The sequence below is a fragment of the Bacteroides mediterraneensis genome, from assembly GCF_016900355.1.
In the GTDB taxonomy this organism is placed as follows: domain Bacteria; phylum Bacteroidota; class Bacteroidia; order Bacteroidales; family Bacteroidaceae; genus Phocaeicola.
This window is the reverse complement of the sequence record NZ_JACJKA010000021.1, coordinates 1-26,789: the sequence shown is the minus strand read 5'-3', so window position 1 is coordinate 26,789 and position 26,789 is coordinate 1. Positions and strand designations below refer to the sequence as shown.

Here is a 26,789-nt window from a genome sequence, read left to right as displayed (position 1 = left end):
ACCTTAGTATAGAAAATATCCTAATACGCCACTACAGATAATCAGGAGAATCGGATTCATCTTGTAGCGGTGTGAAGCGATGAAGGCGGCTATAAAGAGCAGGATACTGATTACGATTTGGTAAGTATCCGTTCCGAAGTTCTCTCCGTTCATCAGTACCAGTGCGGCAGCGGCCAGCAAACCCACTACTCCCGGACGAAGTCCTTTGAATACGGCTTCCACAGCTGGGTGTCGCTGATATTTCAGAAAAAAGCGGCTGATAAAAACCATGAGAATAAAGGAGGGCAACACAACGGAAAGAGTGGCCACGGTCGACCCTAAAATGCCTATGTAGTGTGAGTAACCCGCATTGACCATGGCCGTATAGCCTACATAAGTGGCGGAGTTGATTCCGATAGGGCCGGGGGTCATCTGACTGATGGCAATAATGTCGGTGAAGTCAGAAGTGCTGAGCCAGCCGTAGCGTGTCACTACTTCTCCCTGAATCATGGAAATCATGGCATAACCGCCACCGAATCCGAATAAGCCTATCTTGAAGAATGTATAGAATAGTTTCAGTAATAATAGTGCCATAGTGTTGGTTTTTATACGTTAGTTATATTTCTTCTGATAGCGTCCGTAGAGATAGCCCCCCAGTCCGCTGAGAATAATGACATAGATGGGTGAGAACCCCAAAAGCCATATCAGCAGTGCAGAAACTACTGGAATCCAAATGTTATACCGATTGATACGAGCTGACTTGGCCATTTTGAAGGTAGGGGCGGCAATCAGGGCCACTACAGCAGGACGGATTCCCTTGAAAACGTGTTCCACTGCTTCTACATGCTGGAATTGCCGGAAGAAAAGGGCAATGGCCAGGATGATGAGAAACGAGGGAAGGATGGTGCCCAATGCCATCCAGAAAGCTCCCCAGAACCCTTTGAGCTTATAGCCGATGAATATGGCTATGTTGACGGCAAAGATACCAGGAACGGTTTGGGCCAAGGCCATCAGATCCAGAAAGTCTTCTTTGCCAATCCATTTCCGTTTGTCTACCAGGTCGGCCTCAATCAGTGGAACCATGGCATAGCCTCCACCGATGGTGAAGACACCGATACGGAAAAAAATTAGGAACGATCTTAAATAAAAATTCATATCATTTGTCTTTTTAATTTTTCTTCATGTAAGTGCTGGGCGGTACACCGTAAAATTTCTTGAAGGTGTCCGTAAAGTATTTCGGATCAGCAAACCCCATTTTGTCAGATACTTCTGCTACGGTATAACGCTGGCTTTTCAGCATCAGGGCTGCTTCCTGCATGCGGATATTCCGGATGAATTCTGCCGGGGCAATACCGGTCAGGGCTTTGATTTTGTTGTAGAAACTGGTGCGGCTCATGTTGACGGAGGCGCATAATGTGTCTACATTGAAGTTCTTACCCAGTCCCTCTTTAACCAGTTCGGTTACTTTCTGAATGAATTCATCATCCAGGCTGGTAGGCAGCTCGATGTGGGTTTCGCTCTCCTCCGGCAATGCGGTAACTGCCGACCGGAAACGGTTGCGAATCATTTTCCGGTTTTCAATCAGGGTGTGGATGGTCGCCTTCAGGATATGTACGTCAAAGGGTTTCACCAGATACTGGTCGGCCTTGATTTCCAGTCCTTCCAGAATATGTTCCTTGTCGCCTAAAGCGGTGAGCAGGATGATAGGGATGTGACTGGTTTCCATGTTTCCTTTCAACCGTTGACACATTTCTCTTCCATCCATGACGGGCATCATGATGTCCGACAGAATCAGGTCGGGCTGTTTCGTTTGCACAAAGTCGATGGCCTCTTTTCCGTTTTCCACTCCTTCTGTCTGATATGTATCCGACAGGCTTTGCTGGATGAAGGCGCGCAAGGAGGCATTGTCTTCCACGACCAGTATCAATGGTTTCTTCTCATCCGTTTGTGTAGTCGGCGGTGTGTCTTGTGAAGAAGTCACCTGGTTAGTTACCTGAAGAGAGGCGACAGGGGCGGTATTGGTCTCCACTTTTTGGTCTGTGTCCTTGTACTGATAGTTTTTGCTCCGTATAGGGAAAGTTAACTGGAAGCTGGTTCCCACGTTTTCCGTACTTTGAAAAGTAATTTTTCCTTCGTGGTTTTCAATCAGGCGGTAAGTCAGCAGCATGCCGATGCCACATCCGGTATTGGTCTGATTGGCCGCATTATGTCCTCGGAACAAGTACTTGAAAAGTTTTTTCTGCTCTTCCTTGTTCATGCCAATTCCTGTATCCGAGATGGTCAGCATCCAGTTGTTTTTGTTGGCATCTGCTTTCATGGAAACCTTTCCTCCCGACGGGGTGTATTTGAGGGCATTCGACAGTAGGTTGCGCAGAATGGAGTCCATTTTGCTTACGTCAATCCAGGCCGAAAGGTGGTCAAAAGTACTCTCGTACGAAAGTTGGATGTTTTTTTGTTGGGCAAAACTTTCAAACTGATGCAAGTAGTTGCTCAGGTAATGGTTCAGTTCATGTTCGGTGACAATGGTCTGTGAGGAATAGAGTTCCTCTTTCTGGAAATTAATCAGGTTGTCGGCCAGTTCCGCCAGGTTTTCCGTGCTTTCCATGGCCAGCTGGAGGTTCTTTTTGCCGTTTTCACTCAGTTTCTCTTTTTCCATGACTTCGCCCAATGGGCCTTTGATCATGGTCAAGGGAGTACGGATGTCGTGTGCGGCATGTGTAAAGAAATTGATTTTCTCTTCCGAGGTTTTCCGCTCACGTTTGATAATTTGGTATCGGAGGAAGGCATACGCTGCCCCGGCAATCAGCAAAGCATAGAGCATGAAGGCCCAGAACGTCAGCCAGAAAGGACGTTCTACTAAAATACCGATTTCTCTTTCTTCCAGTACCTGTTGGTTGTCGAGCAGGATGGAACGTACTTTCAAGGTATAGTTCCCCGGTGAGAGATTGGTATAACGAATGGTGCCATTGTGGGTAGGAGGCGTCCACTCGTCATAGAATCCTTCCAGTTTCCAGCTGTACAGGATGCTTGAAGGATTGTCAAAGTTGATGGACGACACTTCCATCGAAAATGTGTTCTGGTCGTATTCCAGCTGGATGAAGTTGGTTTCATCCAAAATCTTCTTCAGCGGTGAGTGGGGTTCCATGGGGTGTACAGGATGGTACATGATGTTCAGGTTGGAGAACACCATGTGGCTGGAGAAGCTGGAGGGCAGTTCCAGACTGTCCGGTAAGATGATTACCCCTTCATTGCTCCCGAAGATAAGACGGCCGTCGCGTGTGTGAAGGCCGGCGGTAGAATTGAAGTTGGAGGCTAAGAGTCCTTGTTCCCGGGTCCAGTTGGTAAACGTGTGGTCTTTAGGCTTATAGAAAGATAAGCCGTTTTCTGTCCCTAAAAACAGATTTTCGTTTTTGTCGGGTACAATGCTGTAAATGTTATTGGTCAGCAATCCACTGTTGTTGGCCACACAATGGGTGATTTCTTTTGTTTGGTTGTCAATGATAAACAGGCCATTTCCGTAAGTGCCCACATACGTTTTTCGCAAGTCGGAGGTATGGTATATGGCATTCACACAGCCAATTTCTTCCTTTCCTTGATAAGGCAGGAGCCGTTTCTGTTTCTTGTCGAACACATATAATCCATGGATGCTTCCTACCCATAAAGAGTTTTCGTCTTTCTCCTGTAGGAATGTAATGGGATAGGGAGAATTGTATTCCTGTTTTTCAGCGGTGCGAGGATTGAATCCTTTCAGGCTGTAGAAACCTCCACTCCATACCACCCCCTGTTTGTCTACGATGATTCCACGGATATATTTGTCGGGCGTTTCTCTGATGGGGGATTCTCCTTGTTGATGGAAGGTAGCTTTGCCCGTTTTCTTTTCTATAAGGAAAATACCAGACATATAGCCTCCGGCCAGTATGATTCCCGGCTTTACTTCACAGAGTGACAGAAAGATATGATTCTCATAGTTGGGGAGTTCATCTGACGTGCAATAATTTTTCCATCTTTTTTCACGGGAGTTGAAGCAACTCACTCCGTTGCAGGTAGCATACCAGATATCGCCGTCTGAGTCTTCCATGATTCCGTTTACACAGTCGTTGGACAAGGTATTGGGATTGTTGGGGGCATGCTTATACCATTGGTATTGGGGATATCTTTCTGAGTAGATGGTAATGCCGATGGGATAAAGCACGTTCCATATCCGGTTGGTACGGTCCATGTAGATATCCTTGATAATGTTGCCGTTCATCTTGTTCAGACTCTCATTGTCCTCCTGAAGGAAATGAGAGAGACGCTTCTGGGGAATATTGAGTTTGTAGACACCGTCTCCGTCAGTGGCAATGAATACCTCTTCCGAATTTTCCCGGTTGGGTATAATGGTGTTTACCCCGATGTCTTTCAGATGATTTCCTAAGTCAGTCAGTTCTCCAGTGGTGGGAGTATAGATGAATAACTTGTCGAGCAAGGCATTGATAATGAGCTTTTTTGTCGGTTTGTGATAGTAAATGTAGTCAATGATATGGATGGGGGGAATATTTACCTTCTGGATGTTTTCCAGCAATCCATTATGAAAGGTAGCAGAATACAGATGCTCTTCGTTGGCAATAAAATATTTGTTTCCGTGAGCCTGTATCATGCACGTCACTTTTCCTGGAATCTTTTGGCCGATTTTATGGCTTTTCCGGTTAGTACCGTTGTAGACATACAGACTCTTTTCGGTGCAGAACCAGATATTTTTTTCTTCATCCATGTAAGTACATGTTACCGGGATGTTTTGTGTTTCAGGAAATTGCTGATGAAGGTCGAACATCAGCTGGAAAGAATCTTGTGCTTCGTCCAGACTGAAGACCAGACCGTCTTTTCCGATTTCCCACAATTGCTGGTCCTTGTCTGTTTTAAGGGTGTTCAGGTTGGGGAAACAACTGATGGTTGTTCCATTCTTGATAAGAGGATAGTGGGTGAATTGTTTTCCGTTGTAGCGGTCGATGCCCTTGTGGGTGAGAATCCATATGTAGTCGTGTTCCCCTTGTTGGAGAGAAAGCACCCGGCGACTGCTCAGTCCGTCGTCTATACCAATGTATTGGAATATCTGTGCTTTCATCTGTGTGAATGTGACAGACAACAGCAGGCAGACGATATATAGAAATTTGTGCATAATGTTTTCGTTGGGTATGAGGGACAAATTTCGTAAAAAACAATTTCTTATCAAAATAATGTGGAGGGTTTCGTCGTTGGGGAAAATAAAAAGGCATGGCTTTTAAAGCCATGCCTTGGGTTATATTACATTATAAAGACGAATCTTTATTTGTCACCGCGGATTGCAGCGATACCCGGAAGAACTTTACCTTCGATAGCTTCCAGCAAAGCACCACCACCAGTAGAGATGTAAGATACCTGGTCAGCCATACCGAACTTGTTGATGCAAGCTACAGAGTCACCACCACCGATTAGTGAGAAGGCACCTTCTTTAGTTGCTTCAGCGATTGCTTCAGCGATAGCCTTAGAACCACCGGCGAAGTTGTCGAATTCGAATACACCGGCAGGACCGTTCCACAGGATAGTCTTAGCACCCTTGATGGCCTGTTTGAATTCTTCGCGAGTCTTAGGACCTGCATCCAGACCCATCCATCCGTCAGGAATGTTCTTGTCGTCGCAAACCTGAGTGTTGGCGTCGTTAGCGAACTTGTCGGCAGCGATGCAGTCGCAACCTAATACCAAGTTTACACCTTTAGCTTTAGCTTTAGCAATGATGTCCAAAGCCAGATCCAGTTTGTCATCTTCTACCAGTGAGTTACCGATGTGACCACCCTGAGCTTTAGCGAAAGTGAATGCCATACCACCGCACAGAATCAGGTTGTCTACCTTGTCCATCAAGTTTTCGATGATACCGATCTTAGTAGAAACTTTAGAACCACCCATGATGGCAGTGAACGGACGTTTGATGTCTTTCAATACGTTGTCAACAGCTTTTACTTCTTTTTCCATCAGGTAACCCAGCATCTTGTGGTCTGCATCGAAGTAGTCAGCGATTACAGCTGTAGAAGCGTGTTTACGGTGAGCAGTACCGAATGCATCCATTACGTAGCAGTCAGCGTAAGAAGCCAAAGTCTTGGCGAATTCTTTCTGACGAGCTTTCATTTCTTTCTTTGCATCTTCGTATGCAGGATCTTCTTTTTCGATACCTACCGGTTTGCCTTCTTCTTCAGGATAGAAACGCAGGTTTTCCAGCAACAATACTTCACCCGGTTTCAAGGCAGCAGCAGCGTCCTGAGCTTTTGCGCAGTCCGGAGCAAATTTTACCGGAGTACCCAGTGCAGCAGCTACAGCGTCTACAATCTGGCTCAAAGAATATTTAGCGTTTACTTTGCCTTTTGGTTTACCCATGTGTGACATGATAATCAAAGCACCACCGTCTGCCAAGATTTTTTTCAAAGTAGGCAGTGCACCACGGATACGAGTATCGTCAGTAATTTTACCTTCTTCGTTCAAAGGTACATTGAAGTCCACACGAACGATTGCCTTTTTGCCGGCAAAGTTGAATTTGTCAATAGTCATCATAATCTCTAATATTTTTATGTTTAAAGTGTTTCTGTTGTTACAGACACCCCTTGTAAGGATGCACCGCAAAGGTAAGAAAAAAAATAAAAAAGAAAGAATAAGGGGTAGATTTTTGCATACTTAAAGGCTGTTTTGAAGGTCGTTAAAAAACGCAAGTGCGTTTGGACTGAAACACAAGTACGTTTAAACCAAAACGCAAGTGCGTTTCAGGTAAAACGTCCTTGCGTTTTGTCTCAAACGTCAAAGCGTTTTCCTTGAAACGCACTTGCGTTTTTGGGGAACTTTCAAAATGCTGATAAACAGTGATTTATTCAATGGATGGAAGATCCTCCTCGCCTTCGAACCGGAGGGAGTCTCCCAAAGCCATGTAGATGGAATCGCTGTCACTGTAATGCGGATAATAGTCGTTGCAGTCCCATGAGCGGTCCAGTTTTTCCTTTGGTTGCGGGAACTTCGCCACATAGAGCGGAGCCAGCTTGGGGTCGGCCAGCACTTTTTCCATGAAGTAACCGAATACCGGAAGGGCTGTACGGCTGCCTTGCCCCAGTTCGCCCGTGCGGAAATGGATGCTGCGGTATTCTCCGCCTACCCAGGCACCTCCCACCAGATTGGGACTGACACCCACGAACCAGGCATCGGAGTGGTTGGACGAAGTCCCGGTCTTTCCGCCGAATTCGGTGCCTTTGTCAAAGATGCGGAAGCGCCAGAGTGCCTGTGAGGTACCTCTCGGACAAGTCAGTCCACCTCTCAGCATCTGCTGCATGAGGTAGGCGCTGGCATAGGGGATGGCTTGCGTCTTTTCCGGCTTTTCTTCATAGATGACGTGCCCGTCTTTGTCTTCCACACGGGTAATGAGGATTGGACGGATGGCTTCTCCGTCGTTGACTACTGTGCCGTAAGCCGAAACGAGTTCCAGCAAGGAAACATCGGAAGCACCCAGACTCAGTGCCGGCGTTTCTTCCAGTGGGGTGCGGATACCCATTTTACGGGCAGTGGTGGCTATTTGATGGATACCTACCTCGTGGGCCACGTTGGCCGCGATGGTGTTGACCGACTGAGCAAAGGCCATTTTCAGGGACATGGTGTCGAGTGTGGCTCCTCCGTTGGCATTGTGTGGCATCCAGAGCTTCTTTTCCCCTTTTTCTTCCACTTCCCAAGGAATATTTTCATCCACCCGCAAATCGCAGGGAGATAGTCCCTGGTTCATGGCTTCTGCGTAGACAAAGAGTTTGAAGGTAGAGCCAGGCTGACGTTTGGACAATACCTTGTCATATTTCCATGACTGGAAGTTGATGTCGCCCACCCAGGCCTTGACTTCTCCAGTGTGGGGAGCAATGGCCACGAAACCGCAGTGCATGAAGCGCTCCATATAGCGGATAGAGTCCATGGTGCTGAAGGTAGTATCCTTTTGTCCCAGTTGATAGTCGAACACCTTGCAACGATGAGGCTGGTTCAGGTAATAGAAGATGGAGTCGGTCTGACTGCCGTATTTGTGCGACAGATACTGGTAAGCCGGTGTTCTTTCAGCCAAATCTTCGATAAAGTGAGGTATCTCTTCCCCGCTTCGGTCTCTCCATGGAGCTTGTGTGCCCCAGTGCGCATCGAATTTCTTCTGTACTTCCTGCATCTGTCGGTTAACGGCCTCCTCCGCATAGCGCTGCATCCGGCTGTCGACGGTGGTATAGATTTTCAGTCCGTCTCCATACAAGTCAATGTCGTTTTCCTTGCACCAGCTTTTCAGTTCGTTGGCCACAGCCTCGCGGAAGTAGAGAGCCAGTCCGGTGTTGTAACTTTCCTGTCTGAACTTCAGGATTGTGGGCAGTTGCCGGATAGAATCCAACTGATGTTTGTTCAGGAAATGGTGCTCGTACAGTTTTCCTAACACCACATTCCGGCGTGAAAGACTGTTTTTCGGGTTTATGCGCGGATTGTAGTAGGTAGTGGCTTTCAGCAATCCAATCAGGGTGGCTGCCTGTTCCACGGTCACCTTGTCGGGAGTTGTATTAAAATAGGTATGGCAGGCTGTTTTGATGCCGAATGCATTGCTTCCGAAGTCCACGGTATTGAAGTACATGGTCAGAATGTCTTCCTTGCTGTACAGCATCTCAATCTTGACGGCGGTCACCCATTCCTTTGCCTTCATGATGAGCAGTTTTACTCCGGGAATATAGCCCAACAATCCGGTGGAGTACTGTGAACGGACTTTAAATAGGTTTTTCACCAGCTGTTGGGTGATGGTGCTGGCTCCGCGGGCATCTCCGTGTGCCACGTAGTCTTTTGCAGCTGCGAAAACACCTTCAAAATCAATACCGAAATGCTTGTAGAAACGTTCGTCTTCCGTATAGACCAATGTCTTGATGAGGATGGGAGAGATGTCCTTGTATTCTACCGGCGTACGGTTTTCGGAATAGAATTTTCCGATCAGTTTCCCGTCGGCACTGTAAATTTCGGAAGCGATGTGTTGTATCGGTTCCTTGATGTTGAACATGCTCGGTGACTTTCCGAACAGCCACAGGAAGTTGAGGTCAATCATGATCAGCAGCACGATCAGCGAACAGATACCTGTCAGGATGGCCATGCCGGTGCGTCCATACCACGGCAATTTACGGAAAGTACGTACATACCATTGGATGGCTTGTTGTCCTGCCTTGAGCAGACGGCGGGACGTTTTTCGTAAGAATTGAGTAAGGTAAAGGATGTATTTTTTCATATTTCGTTGTTTAACCATGCGTCAATCAGTTTTCGGGCAATGCTTAGTTTTTTAGGTATTTCCGGCAGGTGTTCCCGGTCGTAGAAGTCGCCTGCGCTTAATTCTTCGTCCTGCAGCTTGATGGTGCCGCTTTCGTATTCTGCATAATAGCCTACCATGATGCCGCTGGGATAAGGCCAGGGCTGGCTGCCGAAATAGGTTAGGTTCTTGATGCGGATACCGGTTTCTTCCATTACTTCGCGGCGAACGCATTCCTCCAGAGTTTCTCCCGGTTCCAGGAAACCAGCCACCAGTCCTTTGAAGGTTCCCCGGAAATTGCGGGCGTGTACCAGCAGGATGCTGTCGCCTTTCTTGATGAGTACGATAACAGCCGGAGAGATACGTGGATAAATCTCCAGTCCGCAGTGGGGACAGCGTTTGGTGATGGGACCTGTCTGTTCGGTGGGGGTACCGCAGGCCGGACAGAAACGGCTTTGCTTGTCCCAAGTCAGTATTTGGGAAGCTTTTCCGGCACATTGGTATTCTTCCAGCGGGAGAATATCGTAAGAAGCTCGCAAATCAGTCGGGATGAAAGCATCCTCCTTTCCGTTCAGCTCCTCAGAGGGGAGGGCGTAGGCTTTGGCCGGGTGTCCCTGGATTTGTCCGATGGTATGTATCGTTGCATCGGCAGGAACTTTTACCGGTGGCTCTGTGGCATAGGGAATGTGAAATTGGTCACCTTCCTTTACGACCAGAAGTTTCTGGCCTTGGCAGAAGATGAACCAGCCGCACAGTTCTTTTGTATCTTGTTTCATGTTGGTGTGTACTTATTGGTTTAATCCTTTCATGGTGAGCTGGATGCGTTTCCGCTCGTGGTCGATGCTCAGTACTTTTACCCGGACGTGCTGGTGGATACGTACCACTTCGGTCGGGTCGCTGACAAAGCGGTCGGCCAGTTGGGAGATGTGTACCAGTCCGTTTTCCTTGATGCCGATGTCCACGAAACAGCCGAAGTTGGTGATGTTGGTCACGATGCCGGGCAGTTCCATGCCTTCCTGCAAATCGTCCAGCGTACGTACATTCTTGTCGAATTCAAATACTTGGATTTTCTGGCGCGGGTCTCTTCCGGGTTTGTCCAGTTCCTGAAGAATGTCGGTCAGGGTAGGAAGTCCCACGGTATCGGTGATGTATTTTTTCAAGTCAATCTTGCTGCGCAGTTCCTTGTCCTTAATCAAGTCGTTTACGCTGCAATGCAAATCCTTGGCCATCTGTTCCACGATGGGATAGCTTTCCGGATGTACGGCCGAATTGTCCAGCGGGTTCTTGGCCTGTGGAATACGGAGGAATCCGGCGCACTGTTCGTAGGCTTTGGCCCCCATTCTCGGTACCTTGAGCAGTTGTCGGCGGGATTCGAACGGACCGTTTTCTGTACGGTAGTCTACGATGTTCTGTGCCAGGGTCGGACCCAGGCCGGATACGTACGTCAGCAGGTGCTTGCTGGCCGTATTGACATTCACCCCCACCAGGTTGACGCAACTTTCCACCGTCTGGTCGAGGGCTGCCTTCAGCTTGGTCTGGTCCACATCGTGCTGATATTGGCCTACCCCGATAGACTTGGCATCAATCTTGACCAGTTCGGCCAGCGGGTCCATCAGACGGCGGCCGATGGAGACGGCGCCACGGACTGTCACATCGTAGTCCGGAAATTCTTCGCGGGCCGTTTTGGAAGCGGAATAAATGGAGGCTCCGTCTTCGCTGACCACGAACACCTGTACTTCCCGGTCGTAGCGTTGGCTGGTAACGAATTGTTCCGTTTCGCGACTGGCCGTACCGTTTCCGATGGCGATGGCCTCAATTTTATATTGTTCCACCAGCTTCACGAGTTTGCGTGCAGCCTGGGCATATTCTGATTTTGGGGGATGAGGATAAATGGCCTCGTTGTGCAGAAGGGTACCTTGTGCATCCAGACAGACTACTTTGCATCCCGTACGGAATCCAGGGTCGATGCCCATGACCCGTTTTTGTCCCAACGGGGGAGCGAGCAGCAACTGACGGAGATTCTCGGCAAATACGCGAATGGCTTCTTCGTCGGCTTTTTCCTTGCTGAGTGCCGCAAATTCCGTCTCAATGGAAGGTTTTAACAAGCGCTTATAAGCATCGGACACTGCTTCTTCCACTTGACGTCCACACTCATTGTTTGCTCGGACAAACAGTCTTTGCAAACGTTCGTTACAGCTTTCTTCGTCTTCCGGGAAAATGGAAACTTTCAACACACCTTCCGCTTCTCCGCGGCGGAGCGCCAGCAGGCGGTGGGAAGAGCATTTCTTGAGCGGTTCGCTGAAATCAAAATAGTCACGGTATTTGGCAGAGGCTTCCTCCGATTCTTTTCCTTTTACCACTTTGGCTTGGATAAGGGCCTGCCGTTGGAATTGGTTGCGCATCAGGTGACGCGAACGTTCGTCTTCGCTGACTTGTTCGGCCAGAATGTCGCGGGCCCCTTTCAGGGCATCTTCCTCATCTTTTACATCGCCTTTCACAAAAGCACGCACTTTGGTGCTGAGGTTGTTTTCTTTCTGCATCATCAGTAACAGAGCCAACGGTTCCAATCCTTTGGCACGTGCTGCTTCGGCTCTGGTCTTCCGTTTGGGCTTGAAGGGCAGGTAGATGTCCTCCAGTTCGGTGGCATTCCAGCAGGCGGTGATGCGGGCTTTCAGTTCCGGTGTCAGTTTGCCCTGTTCTTCGATGGTGGAAAGGATAGTTTCTTTCCGCTTGGACAGTTCGCACAGTTTTTCATACCGTGTCTGAATGTCTCCTATCTGTACTTCATCCAGTCCGCCGGTCGCTTCTTTGCGGTAGCGGCTGATGAAAGGAATGGTTGCTCCTCCCTGGAGCAGTTTGAGTGTATTGGCAATGCGATGTTCCGGCAGTTTTAATTCGGCGGCAATCATCCGGCTGAAATCTTCCATGAAAAAGGGGATTGAGTTGTATCGGTTACAAAAGTAGTGAAAAAATAGGAAAATATCAGCGTGGGGCGGTCTTTCGTTTTTTAGTATTTTAGGAAGTATTCTGGTGGAATATCAGGAACTTCTCGTATCTTTGCGGCAATTATGACCAATGTCAAATAAAATGAAGACCAGACCAATTCTATTTGTTATCAGCCTGATCACTTTGTGGGGCATGAGTCACATGCAACTGCGTGCGGCAGACAATCAAACAGTTACACTGAAGTTTATGGAGACCAGCGATGTGCATGGTTGTTATTTCCCTTACGATTTTATCCAAAATAAGCAGATGAAAGGCAGCTTGGCCCGTGTTTCTTCGTATGTGAAGGAGCAGCGGGAGAAGTATGGGCAGAATGTTATCTTGATGGACAATGGAGACATCCTTCAAGGACAGCCGGTGGCTTATTACTATAATTATATGGATACGACCTCGGTGCATGTATGTGCTGCTATGTTGAACTATATGCGCTACGATGTGGGTAACATGGGAAATCATGATGTGGAAACCGGACATGCCGTGTACGACCGTTGGGTCAGCCAATGTAAGTTCCCAATATTGGGAGCCAACATTATCAATGTCAAGACGGGACGTCCGTACCTGAAACCATATGAAGTGATGGAACGGGACGGGGTGAAGATTGCTATCCTCGGTATGATTACTCCGGCCATACCCTCTTGGCTGCCCGAGCAATTGTGGAGCGGATTACGTTTTGAAAGTATGACCGCTTGTGCAAAGAAATGGGTGAAAGAAATCCAGGAAAAGGAACATCCGGACATCTTGATTGGTTTGTTTCATGCGGGACCAGAAGGAAATCGCTTGGACAATGCCATAGAAAACGAATCGGCCGAGGTCGCTAAAAACGTACCGGGATTCGATGTGATATTTATGGGACACGACCATACGCGCTGGAATGAAAGAGTAGCCAATGTAAAAGGTGATTCTGTACTGTTGATAGATCCGGCCAATACCGCCAAAGTGGTTTCGGAGGTTACTTTTACGGTAAAGAAACAGAATGGGAAAGTGGTTTCCAAACAGGTAGAGGGCAAGCTGGTCCATATGGAGGACTATGCCGTAGATTCGGATTTCATGAATACATTCCAGGAACAGTATGAGACTACCATGGATTTTGTTTCGCGGAAAATCGGACGGATTGAACATACCATTTCTTCGAAGGAGGCCTTCTTTGGTCCTTCTGCTTTTATTGATCTGATTCATCAGTTGCAGCTGGATATTACCGGGGCCGATATTTCTTTCTGTGCTCCGCTGTCGGCTTATGCGGAAATCCAGAAAGGAGATATCTGTGTGAGCGATATGTTCAACTTGTACAAGTTTGAAAACATGCTTTATACCATGGTGCTTTCTGGAAAAGAGGTGAAGAACTTCCTGGAAATGTCGTACGATTTGTGGGTGAACCAGATGAAATCGGCTGATGACCATTTGTTGCTGTTGAACGAGAAAGACAATGGCTTCGGACGTTTCCGCAACCCCAGCTTCAACTTTGATTCTGCGGCAGGCATTATTTATACGGTGGATGTGACCAAACCCCGTGGCGAAAGAATAACCATCGAGCGTATGGCTGACGGAAAACCCTTTGAACCGGCTAAGCAATACAAGGTGGCAGTCAATTCTTACCGTGGAAACGGAGGAGGGGATTTGCTGACTAAGGGCGCAGGAATTCCTAAGGCAGAACTTTCCAAGCGCATTATTTTCTCTACCGACAAGGATTTGCGTTATTACTTGATGAAACGGATTGAGGAAGTGAAGGTGTTGAACCCGAAACCTTTGAACCAGTGGAAGTTTATCCCGGAGAAATGGACTGTTCCGGCGGCACAGCGTGATTACAAGCTTTTGTTCGGAACAGACAAAGACTAATATTTATAGTTAATCCATAGGGATATGTATAAAGGTCTCCGCAGGTATCTACGGACGGTGGCATGTGGACTGGCAATCTTGTTTGCCTCCTATTATGCCACCACGGCCCTGTTTGCCCATGTGCATGTGGTGAATGGGGTGATACTTGTGCACTCGCATCCTTTTACAAAATCTCACTCTCATAACGACGGCCAGACGCTGGCCCTTCATTTTCTTTCCAGTTTTTATTCCTTGGAAGCAGGACAGACGGATATTGCACTTCCGAATCTGTATTTGCTTTGTTCGTTGGATGAGAAACTGGAAATCTCGCCTGTCGTATCTTCTTATGCGGCAGGAATCTATCTCCGTGCTCCTCCCATACGATAGTTCTATTGGAGACTTGAAGAACTTAGTATGAATATTTTAGGAGCAAATTATGAAAAAATATATCAATTTGTGGATGGGAGTGGTATGCACTCTCGTCAGCTATGCGTATGCTTACGCAGATGGTCCCGTAAAAGAGGGAAATGTCATTATGGGGCATGTCATTGAAAAGGGTTCGGAGGCAGGTTTGCCTTATGCGGCCGTGTTGGTAGTGGAAAACGGTGAAGGTACCGTGACAGACGGAGAAGGTTATTTCCGTTTCAAGAATGTTCCGGAAGGAGAATATTCCGTGAAAGTACAGATAATGGGATATGCCACGCAGGTAAAAAAAGTAACGGTCAGCAAGGACTTTGTGGTCGACATGCATTTCGTGATGGAAGAAGAATCTATTATGACGGATGAGGTGGTGGTATCGGCCAACCGGAATGAAACCAGCCGGAAGGTGGCCCCAGTGGTGGTCAACGTGATGAACAACAAATTGTTTGAGATTGTGAATTCTACTGATTTGGCCAAGTCGTTGAGCTATCAGTCGGGATTGCGGGTGGAAAACAACTGTCAGAATTGCGGTTTTCCGCAGGTGCGTATCAATGGGCTGGAAGGACCTTATTCACAGATCTTGATTAACAGCCGTCCGGTAATGAGTGCGTTGTCGGGGGTGTACGGACTGGAACAGATACCGACCAATATGATTGAGCGGGTGGAAGTGGTACGTGGCGGAGGTTCTGCCTTGTTCGGAGCCAATGCCGTGGGAGGTACCATCAACATCATTACCAAAGACCCGGTACGTAATTCGTTTCAGGTGGCTTCTACGATGTCGAACCTGAACGGAAAGGTGTGGGAACAGTATATGGGGGCCAATGCCTCACTTGTTTCGTCTGACAATTCGTACGGTATTGCGCTGTATCAGTCCTACCGTAACCGTAATCCGTATGACGCGGATGGAGACGGATTCTCAGAATTGGGAAAACTCAATATGAATACTTTCGGGTTGCGGGCTTATTATCGTCCCACTCAGTTCAGCCGTATCAGTCTGGAATATCACACGACGAATGAATTCCGTCGTGGGGGTAACAAGTTTGACTTGCAGCCGCATGAAACGGACATCACGGAGCAGACCAAGCACATCATCAATAGTGGAGGCTTGACCTACGACGTGTTTTTTAACGAGTACAAACATAAGCTTTCGGTCTATGGTTCGGCTCAGCATATTGACCGTACCAGCTATTATGGTGCAGGTGGCGACCCGAATGCCTACGGAAAGACCAAGGACCTGACTGCCGTGGGAGGAGCTATGTATGTAGGCAATATGGATAACTGTCTATTTTCGCCGGCTACCTTTACGGGCGGAGTGGAATACCAGTATAATTCCTTGCACGATGTGATGACGGGTTACCAGCGTGACTTGCAACAGAATGTGAAGGTTGCCAGCGGATTTGTGCAGAATGAATGGAAATTGGACTATTTCACGATCCTGGCCGGATTCCGGTTGGACAAGCATAATTTGGTAGATAAGGTGATTTTCAGTCCCCGTATCAACACGCTTTGGAAACCTTCCGACAAGTTCCAAGGACGTCTGACCTGGTCGACAGGTTTTCGTGCTCCCCAGGCTTACGATGAAGATTTACACGTAGCGGCCGTGGGAGGTGAAGCAATGGAAATCCGTTTGGCAGAAGGGTTAAAGCCCGAGCGTTCTCAGAGTTTCAGCGGCTCGATTGATTGGACAGCCAATTTCGGACATTTCCAGTCGAACCTGCTTATAGAAGGGTTTTACACGGCGTTGAACGATGTGTTCTATTTGGAAAGCATAGGGGCGGACCCCGTTTCAGGTACTTCTGTGCAGGAACGTCGGAATGGTAGTGGGGCCCGGGTATATGGAGCCAATATTGACTATAAGATTGCGCATGGCAAAGAAGCCCAGTTGCAGTTGGGCTTCACTGTACAGCGTAGCCGTTATACGGAGGCCGTGAGATGGAGTGAGGATGAAGATGTAGCGGCTATCAAGCGTATGCCGCGCACACCCGACTATTACGGGTATTTCACTTTCAGTTCTGCACCTTTGAAGAATTTTGATTTCTCTCTTTCGGGCGTCTATACAGGCCGGATGATTGTGCCTCACTTTGCAGGTTATATAGAAAAAGACCGCTTGGAGCATACACCCGATTTTATGGATTTCAATCTGAAGTTGAACTATACCTTTGTGTTGAACGACCATCTGAAATTGCAGGTAAATGGAGGAGTACAGAACATCTTCAATGCGTTTCAGAAAGATTTGGATAAAGGCGGAAAGCGTGACTCGAAGTATTTCTATGGTCCTACGCAGCCTCGTACCTACTTTATCGGCATCAAGTTCTTCAATTGATGCACGGATAAAATAAGAGCGTCTTTTTAGCGGTGTCTTTTGTCAAGGCACCGCTTTTTTATGTTTGTACGTTGCTTTCTTGTTACAAAAATTGTGTGAAATAAGTCAAATCGCTATTTTTGTGGGAAAAATTAAAGATATATGAAAAAGACAGTATGGATTCTCACACTTGGATTGTCACTTTGCGGGCATGCTTTCGCGCAGAACTTTGACGATTATTTTGTAGACAAGACCCTTCTTTTGGATTATATATTCACGGGAAATGCCGACAAGCAGGATATTTGTTTGGATGAGTTGTCTTCGCTTCCTCAGTGGGCAGGGCGGCATACGCATTTGTCGGAGCTTCCTTTGGCGGGAAATGGTGAAATCACCATGAAGGACAAGGCGACAGGAAAAGTCATTTACCGGACTTCTTTCTCAAGCCTGTTTCAGGAATGGTTGGGTGAAAAGGAAGCCAAAGTGCTGACTCGTGGATTTGAAAATACGTTTTTGGTGCCTTATCCCAAACAGCCGGCAGAGATTACCGTGACATTGAAAGATGCGTATCAGAAACCCAGTGCCACACTGACACACGAAGTCAATCCCAAGGATATATTGATTCACCAGCGGGGTATGAGCAATCTGACTCCTCACCGTTATTTATGGAAGGGTGGTTCTTCGGAGAAGTGCATTGACGTAGCTATTATGGCAGAAGGCTACTCGGCAAAGGATGAAGCCTTGTTTTATAAGGATGCGGAAATTGCCTGTGAGTCTTTGTTCGATCATGAACCGTTCAAGAAACTGAAAGACCGCTTTAATATTGTCGCCGTGTTCAGTGAATCGAAAGACAGCGGGGTCAGCATTCCTCGAAACAACGAATGGAAGACCACGGCGGTCAGTTCGCATTTTGATACTTTCTATTCCGACCGCTACCTGACTACCCGGAGTGTAAAAGCCATCCACAACTGGCTGGCAGGTATTCCGTATGAACACATTATTATCTTGGCCAATACAGATACGTATGGAGGAGGAGGTATCTATAATTCCTATACCCTGACCACAGCCCATCACTCTATGTTCCGTCCGGTAGTCGTGCATGAGTTTGGTCACAGTTTCGGAGGTTTGGCGGACGAATATGCGTACGATGAGGCACCGAGTCCGTTGTATCCTTACAGCGTAGAACCGTGGGAACCCAATATCACGACTTTGGTACACTTTGAAGATAAATGGAAAGACATGGTGAAACCGGGAACTCCTATCCCGACGAAACCACAGACGGACGAGAAGCTGCTGTATACCAAAGTCGGAGTATATGAAGGAGGCGGTTATACGAAAAAAGGTATTTATCGTCCTACTACAGAATGTCGGATGAAAATCAATGAGGCACCAGTGTTCTGTCCAGTTTGCCAGCGTTCACTGGAACGGCTCATCCGTTTTTATACAGAATAATCACGTTAAATCTATATAGGTATGCTTCAATTTATCCCCCTGCATACGAAGGATCAGTCGTATGCGTTTGTAGAGAATCTGTGGCATGAGTCTTTCCCGGAATCGGAGCGGAGAGAGGATGAGGCTCAGCATCACAATGTAGACCACAATGCGGCTTTTACTTGTTATCTGATTGCGGAGGATACGCTTCAGATAGGTTTTATTACCGTATGGACATTGGAAGGCTTCTCTTATGTGGAGCATCTGGCCACATCTCCTTTGGTACGTAACAAGGGATATGGCCGGAGAATCATGGAAGAACTCCGGAATCAGTTTCAGGGACTCTTGATTTTAGAGGTAGAGAAGCCGGTAGACGAAATGAGTCGGCGGCGAATCGGTTTTTACGAACGTTGTGGCTTCCGGTTGTGTGAAAGGGATTATGTACAGCCTCCTTACCGGAAAGGGGGAGAGAGTCTGCCCATGTTCCTGATGTACGCAGGTACAGACGATATTGAGGCTGATTTTGAATCCATTCGGGATGAGATATACGAGAAAGTATATGGCGTAAAATCCGTATGAGGTAAAACAAAAAGAAAAAACGCGGAAACCGAATTGTGTAGAATTTCAGTTTCCGCGTTTTTTTATATGGTATAATGAGGTTATTCTTTCCAGCCGCCTCCCAAGGCTTTGTAAAGATTTACCAGTGTAATCTGTTTGTCACGTACGGCGTTGCTCAGGCTGATTTGTGCATCCAAATATCCACGCTGTGCATCCAGCAAATCCATGTAGCCGATTACTCCATTGATGTATTGCAGCTGAGCCAAGTCCAGTGTGATTTTGGACGACTGTTCCAGGCGCAGGCGAGTTTCATAGATTTCTTTCACCTTGTTATATTCAGCAATGGCATTATAGGCATCTTTGAAAGCATTCAATACGGCTTTTTCGTAAGCATATGCTGCTTGTTCGCATGCTGCTTTTTTAGCCTTCAATATCGCACGGTTCTTTCCCATGGCAAACAGTGGTTGGAGGATAGTTCCTGCCAACAGATAGTGAGGTGACTTGAAGATGTGTGAAAGTTCTTCGTTTTCTGAACCATGAGTGGCAGTCAAGGTCAGTTTGGGGAACATGTTGGTAAAGGCGATTCCCACTGCGGCATTGGCAGCAATGACAGCCTGTTCGGCCTGGCGTACATCCGGTCGGCGTTCCAGCAAGGAGGAAGGAAGGCCTACGGGAAGTGAAGTGGAATGTACCACATCTTCCGGCAGAGTAGCTCGTTTGATTTCATGAGGATATTCTCCAGCCAGGAACGTAATTTCATTTTGCTTCAACGTGATTTTCCGTTCCAAATCAGGGACAAGGGTTGCCGTACGGGCCAACTCTACCTGAGCCTGGCGGAAGGCTGTTTCCGAGGTTAATCCTCCTTCGTAACGGATGCGTGCCAGATGTAAGCTTTCCCGGCGGGCATCTACGGTTTTTTTCACGATGGAAAGTTCGTTGTCGAGGGCTACCAGTTCGAAATAAGACTGTGCCACCTGTGCGACTAGGCTCATTCGGAGGGCCCGTTGGTTTTCGATGGACCCCATAAATTCAGCCATGCTCTTGTCTTTTGCCCAACGAAGGTTTCCCCACAAATCAATTTCCCAGGTGATTCCTAACTTGATATCGTACTGGTTATCTTTTTTATAGTTGTCTCCGCCATAATCTTCTCCTTCTTCTTCCGCATAGAGCTTCAATCCTAACTGAGGAAAGAGGTTGGCATAATCAATCCGTTTCATGGCAGCCAGTTCCTTGACTCTGGCAGCTGCAATCAGCATATCCTTGTTGTAGTCCAATGTCTTTTGGATAAGTTGCTGGAGGATGGTGTCGGTATACATCTGTTCCCACGGATAGTCACCGATGGAGGTAGAGTCTACGCTGGTACTGTCGAGGGTAGCCGGTAAATCCATTTTGGGGCGGGTATATTGTTTCCCGATTTTGCAGCCCCCCATCAGAAGGGCTGCTGCGGAAATGAGTAAAAGGCGATATAATTTGTTAGTCGGTTTCATAAGCTACATTTGTAAGTTTACTTTTTCGCTTTCAATTTATGAGTGGCTTTGTAAATCATTACAAAGAAGAACGGCACGAGGAGGATACCTACGGTAACTGCCACAATCATTCCAAAGAAGACACCTGTACCGATGGCCTGTCGGCTGGCAGAGCCCGGACCGGTGGCAATTACCATCGGAAGCATACCGAGGATAAAGGCCAGTGAGGTCATCAGAATCGGACGGAAACGCAGACTGGCTGCATGGAGGGCAGATTCTACGATGTCGCGTCCCTTGTCCACTTCGTCTTTGGCAAATTCCACAATCAAGATGGCGTTCTTGGCGGCCAGACCAATCAGCATAACCAGACCAATCTGGAAATAGGTATCGTTTTCCAGCCCGCAGAGGGTAATACCTGCATAGGCTCCCAACACGGCTACCGGAAGTGAAATCAATACAGCGATGGGCACAGTCCAACTTTCATAAAGGGCAGCCAGGAACAGGAACACGAACAGGAACACCAGTGCCAGGATAAGTCCGGTTTGTCCACCTGCCTGTTTTTCCTGGTAGGAAAGTCCACTCCATTCCACTCCGATGTTTTCGGGCAGTTTTTCGCGGGCAATCTGTTCCAACAGTTCCATTACCTGTCCGGAGCTGGCTCCGTTGGCTGTAGTTCCTCGGATGACGGAAGTATTGAACATGTTGAAACGTTTGATACTTCCCGGGCCGGTTGTATAATCCGTGTTACCCAAAGCGGTCAGCGGAATCATGTTGCCGTCTGACCCGCGGACGAAGAACAGGCCGATGTTGTCGCGTTCGCGTCGGTAAGGAGCTTCTGCCTGAATGTACACACGGTAGATACGGTTGAACATGTTGAAGTCGTTCACATATACGGAACCGGTGTATGCCTTCATCGTTGAGAATACGTCTGCCATCGGCACTCCAGAGAGTTTCACTTTATCCCGGTCTACATCGAAGTAGAGTTGAGGGATCTCAGCCTGCAGAGAGGAAGAAAGTCCTGCAATTTCTTTCCGTTGTGATGCGTAATACATCAGGGTATCGGTAGCCCGTACCAGGTCGTCGTAGGTGGCGTCACCGCGGGCTTCCAGCTGCATTTCGAAACCGCCGGCCGTACCCAGACCCGGAATGACTGGAGGCGTGGAAAGATAGACCTTGCTTTCCGGATAAGTTTCCAGTTCTTTCTGTATTCTCTCCATCACTTCATCAATGGTCGTGTTGTCACGTTCCTTCCATTCTTTCAGGATGACGGTCAGCTGGCTTCGGGCCTGACTGGTTCCTACACGCGGGCTGCTACCGGTAACATTTTGTATGTATTCCACCGCCGGATCCTTCATGATGAAGTCTACGGCCCGGTCGGTTACGGCACGGGTTCTTTCCAGAGTGGCAGTTTCCGGAAGTTCCAGTTCCACGGTGAAATAACCTTGATCTTCAACCGGGAGGAAGCTGGTGGGTACCAACCGGTGGAACATATAGATGAATATCAATACCATTCCGAAGCCGACCATTACACGGCGCGGATTTTTGATGATGCGCTTGATATAAATAATGTATTTATTGTTTCCGATGGCCAGCCATTGGTTGATGAAGCGGAACACTCGGTTCTTGGGCTTGTTCGGGTCAACCGGGCGCAAAATGAGTGAACACATCACCGGACTCAACGTCAAAGCTACTACCGTAGACAGAAGCACTGAAACCACAATGGTGACCGTAAACTGGCGATAAAGCTGTCCGGTGATACCGGAAAGGAAGCTAACCGGGACGAATACTGCAGCCAGTACCAGTGAAGTGGCGATGATGGCTCCTACCAGTCCTTCCATGGCTTTCTTGGTAGCCTCATACGGACTGAGCTTTTCTTCGTCCATGATACGTTCCACGTTTTCCACCACGACGATGGCATCGTCCACCACGATACCGATGGCCAGTACCAATCCCAACAAGGTCAGGATGTTGAGCGAGAAACCGAATATCAACATGAATCCGAAGGTACCAATTAAAGAAATTGGTACGGCTACTACCGGAATCAGTGTGGCACGCCAGTTCTGCAAAGAAAGGAATACTACAACGATTACTAGGAACAAGGCCTCGAACAGCGTCTTGTACACTTCGTGTATGGATTCCGAGATATAATCGGTCATATCGAACGGGAAGTTGTATTCCATTCCTTCCGGGAAACTCTTGCTGATTTCTTTCATGGCGTCTTTCACGCTTTGAGCTACCTCCATGGCGTTGGCTCCCGGAAGCATGTAAATACCCAGAATAGCTGCGTTGCCTCCGTTGATACCACTTTCCGTGCTGTAGGAAGAGGCTTCCAGAGAAACACGGGCTACGTCACGCATACGGATAAGAGAACCGTCCGGATTGGCGCGCAGCACAATTTCCTCAAACTGGGAAGCCGATGACAAACGTCCCTGTGCTGTGATGGGCACGGTGATGTCGACTCCGTCCATGGGTTGCTGTCCGAGTACACCGGCCGCTGATTCACGGTTCTGGTCTTTCAAGGCGTTCTGTACGTCCTGCACGGTGAGTCCGAAGTTGGCCAGCTTGGCGGGGTCTACCCAGATTTGCATGGCATAGTAACGGCTACCGATGTTGGAGATACGTCCTACTCCCGGAATACGACGGAGCAAGTCGAGTACGTTCAGCGTGGCAAAGTTACTCAGATAGATTTCGTCAAACTTCGGGTCGTTGGAAGTCAAACAGAGGGTCATCAACTGGCTCGGAGCTTGCTTCTCGACAGAGATACCGTTCTGAATCACTTCGGCCGGCAAGCGCGATTCCGCCAGTTTGATACGGTTCTGGATTTCCACGGCCGCCAGGTCCGGGTCGGCAGAAATGTCGAAAGTAACTGTGGCAGAGAAACCTCCGGAGTTGGAACTGCTGGATTCCATGTAAAGCATGCCCGGTGTTCCGTTCAGTTCCTGTTCAATCGGAGTTGCTACTGCCTGTGACACGGTCACAGCACTCGCTCCCGGATAAGAAGCACTGATTTTTACCACAGGTGGCGTAATTTGCGGGTACTGATCGATAGGCAGCATCATCAGTCCGATGACACCTATAATCACGATTAATATGGAGATGACAGCCGAGAATACGGGTCTGTCAATGAAAAAGCTGACTTTCATGCGTAAATTCGTTTAGGTGGATTATTCTTCCTCTTTTTTCGCTTCGCTGTTGAGTTTGGCAGGATCTTGTACACGGACTTTCATTCCCGGAGCCAGTTTGTGGAAACCTTCGTACACAATCATTTCTCCGGCTGCCAATCCGCGTTCCACTACCACATCATTCCCGAACTCTGGACCGAGTTCGATGAAACGTCTTTCTACGGTAGAATCTTTTCGCATGACGAAGATATGAGCTCCTCCCTTTTCGATAATCAGGGCTTTCTGAGGAACTACCGTGGCATTTTCACGTACGTCGAGCAATACTTTTACTTTGGTAAACTGTCCCGGCAGCAATACATGGTCCGGGTTAGCCAGTTCGGCACGTACGGAGAAAGTACCTGTTTTCGGGTTTACCTGAGGAGCGGCAAAGTCTACCAAACCTTTGTGCTCATAGACGCTGTTGTCTGGCAAAGTGATGGTGACGGTAGGCTGCCAGGAACGGGTAGAATCCTTCTGACCGAAAGTTACGTTTCTTTCCTTGCTTTTCAGGTAGTCGAGAGCGGTCATACTGAAGTCTACGAGGATGGTATCACTCTTTACGATGGTAGCTAACAGGGATTTGCCGCTGCTGCCTACCAATGTTCCCAGGTCGACGTGACGTTCACTAATTTCTCCGGAAATGGGAGAACGTACCACCGTATAACCCAGTTCTTGCTCAGCCTGTTCTAGGTCGGCTTTACTCATTCCCACACTGGCCACCGCAGTTTCATAAGCTGCTACGGCATTGTCCAAGTCCAGCTGGCTGGCCGCGTTCTGTTCATAAAGCGGACGGATACGTTCCAGGTCACGTTTGGCTTTCTGGGCCTGTGCTTCATCCTTCTTTAACTGCGCACGCACTTTGTCGGCTTTGGCGCGATATTGGTCTTGATTGATGATGAACAATACTTGATTCCGCTTGACTGAGGTACCCTCTTCAAATAGCATTTGCTCCAGAAAACCCTCTACACGGGCACGTACTTCTACAAACTGTTGCGCGCGGACACGTCCTACGTATTCGCCGAATATTTGTACATTTTGCCGGCTAGCAGGCATAACGGAAACAACTGGGATTTCAGGGGCGGGTTTCTTTTCTCGGGTAAAAATAAAATAGAGAGATAAAATGACTGCGATGCCGATAACCATGTAAATCATTTCTTTTCTTTTTACCTTTAATTCTTTCCTAGTCAAAAAGCGTTTCATAAGTTCAATTTTTTTATAGTTTTAGATGCCATTATCTTTTGAATGGCGAACAAGATTCGTGCCAAAGATACAAAAATGTTTTATATGCTGAAAATCAGATAACTTCCTTCCGGGGCTGATAAGGAAGTATTGGGGAATTTTACGGATTATTGTGGAAAAAATCCACACTTTATGTGTGGTCATCGTTCTCTCCACAGGTGCTTGAGGGTCCAGATTGGGTAATGCCATAGCATACGTGGGCCTGCATATCGCATGACTTCTTTTATTCTCTGTTTCATTTCCGGACGGTAGCAGTGAACCGGACATTGACGGCAGGTTTTCTTCTGTTCTCCGAAAGGGCAATGCGCCAGCCGTTGGTGGGCATAGTCCAATAGTTCCTTGCAGTCCTTGCAAAGGGTAGAGTTTCCTTCTTTATGCCGGCAATAAAACCGGATCATTTGTTCTACGGTCTGTTTCTCTTCTTCTCTTCGTGAAAGTTTATTCATATAATATATGTAACTTCGATTTACAAAGGTACGAATAGAATTGATATTTTTCGTAACTTTGCGCCCGAAATAATCTGTAAACAAAATGATATTAGAGGAACATTTAGAGACGACTGTAAAGGCTCACGATCAGTTGCTGCATCGTAGAGTGGATTTATTGTTGCGTACGGGGAAATTATTGGTAGAGAGTCTGGCCGATACGAACCGTATTGTAAGAAACATGAAACGTACGGCTGCTTACCTTGGCATCCCTGAAGAGAAGCTCCATATCAATGTCAGTTTTACCATGCTGATGGTGAATGTGAGTGACGGCGATTATTCTTTCACTAAATTTCAGCGTATCGAGGGTCACGGTGTAAACATGACTGCCATTTCGGAAGTGAGCAAGCTTTCATGGCGTGCCATTGAGCAGGATTACACTTTGGACCAGTATGAAGAAGAGCTGGAAAAAATTCGTAAGAAAAAACGTAACTACACTCCTTGGCAGGTGGCTGTTGGTGCCGGTTTTGCTTGTGGCGGATTCTGTATTCAGTTCGGTTGCGACTGGATGGCGTTTTTGTATGCTTCCATTGCGGCTATATTGGGTATGCGTCTTCGTCAGATTTGCAATGAATCCGGTTTGAATCATTACATGGGTATTGCCATCTCTGCATTTGTGGCTACCATCATTGCCTGGGCTTCTACTTTGTTGCCGGCTGAATGGACGTCTACTCCCTGGCATCCGTTGTTGGCTTGTGCCTTGTTCATTGTGCCGGGTGTTCCTTTGATTAATTTTGTGGACGATATGCTCGACAATTACATCCAGGTAGGTATTGTACGGGCGGTGAACACCCTTTTGATGGTGGCGGCCATGGCGTTCGGTATCGCGTTTGCAGTGAAGCTCTGTCACATTGATAATTTCTTCCCTACCATCAGTATGGTTCCTCATCATAAATATTGGGAATATGCCATTGCAGCGGCTATTTCAGCCATGGGCTTCTCGATGATATTTAATATCCAGCGTCGCTTGTTGTGGGTGGTAGCCATTGGAGGTATCATTGCGGTTTGTACGCGTAACTTTGTCAATTTAGGACCGAGTACCAACAATATCGGTTTGGATATGGGATTGGTCATCGGTTCCTTCTCAGGTTCCGTATTGGTCAGTCTGATTGCTATTAAGGCTGTACACTGGTTCCATGTACCTAATCACGTGCTGACTATCCCTTCGGTGATTCCGATGATTCCGGGAGTGTTGATGTATCGTATGTTGTTTGGATTGATTAATATGAATGTACAATCTATCGATCAGGTTACCCCGTTGATGAAGGCCATAGAAAGTGGTGTCAATTCCGGATTGATTATTATGTGTATCGCTTTAGGAGTTGCTATTCCGAATATCTTTGGTCGTCGTTTTATTGCGGCTTCCAAGAACAAGCGCTTGGCGGAAATACTGAAAGAACGCCGTGCTCGCGGTAAGTTTATAGAATGGTAATCGGAAGAGATGCTTATTGATTGATAGGATTCGCGAGTTTACTTCATAAAAAATGAGGCCGTCTCAAAATTGAAATAAAATTTGAGATGGGCTTTTTTGTGTCTGCAAAAAAATCGGGCAAGCCCAAACTTCGCTCAGTCAGGACTTGCCCGTCTCCCTAATTTTTCGTATCTTAGGGAATCAAGCAATATATCCCAAAGATAATGTTTAAAAACTAT

Annotated in this window: 17 protein-coding genes; 6 read left to right on the top strand and 11 right to left on the bottom strand. The window is 47.5% G+C overall.

Annotated features, from left to right (window positions below; all coding sequences use genetic code 11):
* Positions 1-3: 3 nt before the first annotated feature.
* The 7 genes from H6A28_RS11330 to H6A28_RS11300 all read right to left on the bottom strand — a co-directional run bounded on the left by H6A28_RS11330 (position 4) and on the right by H6A28_RS11300 (position 12,192).
* Positions 4-573, bottom strand: a complete 570-nt coding sequence (locus tag H6A28_RS11330) for a chromate transporter (RefSeq protein ID WP_204476488.1) — start codon at positions 571-573, stop codon at positions 4-6.
* An 18-nt stretch (positions 574-591) separates the two neighbouring features.
* Entirely contained in the window at positions 592-1,134 is a 543-nt protein-coding gene (locus H6A28_RS11325) for a chromate transporter (RefSeq protein ID WP_204476489.1), read from the bottom strand.
* Between the two features lie 13 nt (positions 1,135-1,147).
* On the bottom strand, positions 1,148-5,134 hold the full coding sequence (locus tag H6A28_RS11320; RefSeq protein ID WP_204480369.1) for a hybrid sensor histidine kinase/response regulator transcription factor: 3,987 nt from the start codon (positions 5,132-5,134) through the stop codon (positions 1,148-1,150).
* Between the two features lie 146 nt (positions 5,135-5,280).
* The gene (locus H6A28_RS11315) at positions 5,281-6,537 is read right to left on the bottom strand and encodes a phosphoglycerate kinase (RefSeq protein WP_022354201.1); all 1,257 of its coding nucleotides are present in this window, start codon (positions 6,535-6,537) and stop codon (positions 5,281-5,283) included.
* A 307-nt stretch (positions 6,538-6,844) separates the two neighbouring features.
* Positions 6,845-9,247: a transglycosylase domain-containing protein gene (locus tag H6A28_RS11310; RefSeq protein WP_239465339.1), complete on the bottom strand. Its 2,403-nt coding sequence runs from the start codon at positions 9,245-9,247 to the stop codon at positions 6,845-6,847.
* Positions 9,244-10,041: an NAD(+) diphosphatase gene (gene nudC / locus H6A28_RS11305; protein WP_204476992.1), complete on the bottom strand. Its 798-nt coding sequence runs from the start codon at positions 10,039-10,041 to the stop codon at positions 9,244-9,246. The genes H6A28_RS11310 and nudC overlap by 4 nt, the downstream gene beginning before the upstream one ends.
* Before the next feature lie 12 nt (positions 10,042-10,053).
* The gene (locus H6A28_RS11300; protein WP_204476990.1) at positions 10,054-12,192 is read right to left on the bottom strand and encodes a Tex family protein; all 2,139 of its coding nucleotides are present in this window, start codon (positions 12,190-12,192) and stop codon (positions 10,054-10,056) included.
* A 211-nt stretch (positions 12,193-12,403) separates the two neighbouring features.
* Here H6A28_RS11300 and H6A28_RS11295 point away from each other — a divergent pair, with 211 nt between their 5' ends.
* From H6A28_RS11295 to H6A28_RS11275, 5 genes are all read left to right on the top strand, one after another.
* Positions 12,404-14,101: a bifunctional metallophosphatase/5'-nucleotidase gene (locus H6A28_RS11295; protein ID WP_239465341.1), complete on the top strand. Its 1,698-nt coding sequence runs from the start codon at positions 12,404-12,406 to the stop codon at positions 14,099-14,101.
* A 24-nt stretch (positions 14,102-14,125) separates the two neighbouring features.
* Entirely contained in the window at positions 14,126-14,467 is a 342-nt protein-coding gene (locus H6A28_RS11290; protein WP_204476986.1) for a hypothetical protein, read from the top strand.
* A gap of 49 nt (positions 14,468-14,516) precedes the next feature.
* Positions 14,517-16,823 (top strand): TonB-dependent receptor, encoded by a 2,307-nt coding sequence (locus tag H6A28_RS11285; RefSeq protein ID WP_204480357.1) that lies wholly within the window; start codon positions 14,517-14,519, stop codon positions 16,821-16,823.
* A gap of 141 nt (positions 16,824-16,964) precedes the next feature.
* Positions 16,965-18,251 (top strand): M64 family metallopeptidase, encoded by a 1,287-nt coding sequence (locus tag H6A28_RS11280; protein ID WP_204480356.1) that lies wholly within the window; start codon positions 16,965-16,967, stop codon positions 18,249-18,251.
* 21 nt (positions 18,252-18,272) lie between these two features.
* Complete coding sequence (locus H6A28_RS11275; protein ID WP_204480354.1) at positions 18,273-18,809, top strand: GNAT family N-acetyltransferase; 537 nt, start codon at positions 18,273-18,275, stop codon at positions 18,807-18,809.
* A gap of 80 nt (positions 18,810-18,889) precedes the next feature.
* On the opposite strand, the gene H6A28_RS11270 is transcribed toward H6A28_RS11275, so the two are convergent.
* The 4 genes from H6A28_RS11270 to H6A28_RS11255 form a co-directional block, all read right to left on the bottom strand.
* Entirely contained in the window at positions 18,890-20,275 is a 1,386-nt protein-coding gene (locus tag H6A28_RS11270) for an efflux transporter outer membrane subunit (protein WP_204480352.1), read from the bottom strand.
* A gap of 17 nt (positions 20,276-20,292) precedes the next feature.
* The gene (locus H6A28_RS11265) at positions 20,293-23,397 is read right to left on the bottom strand and encodes an efflux RND transporter permease subunit (protein ID WP_204480351.1); all 3,105 of its coding nucleotides are present in this window, start codon (positions 23,395-23,397) and stop codon (positions 20,293-20,295) included.
* Between the two features lie 21 nt (positions 23,398-23,418).
* Positions 23,419-24,615: an efflux RND transporter periplasmic adaptor subunit gene (locus tag H6A28_RS11260; protein WP_204476974.1), complete on the bottom strand. Its 1,197-nt coding sequence runs from the start codon at positions 24,613-24,615 to the stop codon at positions 23,419-23,421.
* Positions 24,616-24,794: 179 nt separating this feature from the next.
* Positions 24,795-25,100 (bottom strand): nitrous oxide-stimulated promoter family protein, encoded by a 306-nt coding sequence (locus tag H6A28_RS11255; RefSeq protein ID WP_204476972.1) that lies wholly within the window; start codon positions 25,098-25,100, stop codon positions 24,795-24,797.
* Between the two features lie 85 nt (positions 25,101-25,185).
* Between H6A28_RS11255 and H6A28_RS11250 the strand changes: the two genes are divergently transcribed.
* Positions 25,186-26,571, top strand: a complete 1,386-nt coding sequence (locus tag H6A28_RS11250) for a threonine/serine ThrE exporter family protein (RefSeq protein ID WP_204476970.1) — start codon at positions 25,186-25,188, stop codon at positions 26,569-26,571.
* The last annotated feature ends 218 nt before the right edge of the window (positions 26,572-26,789 follow it).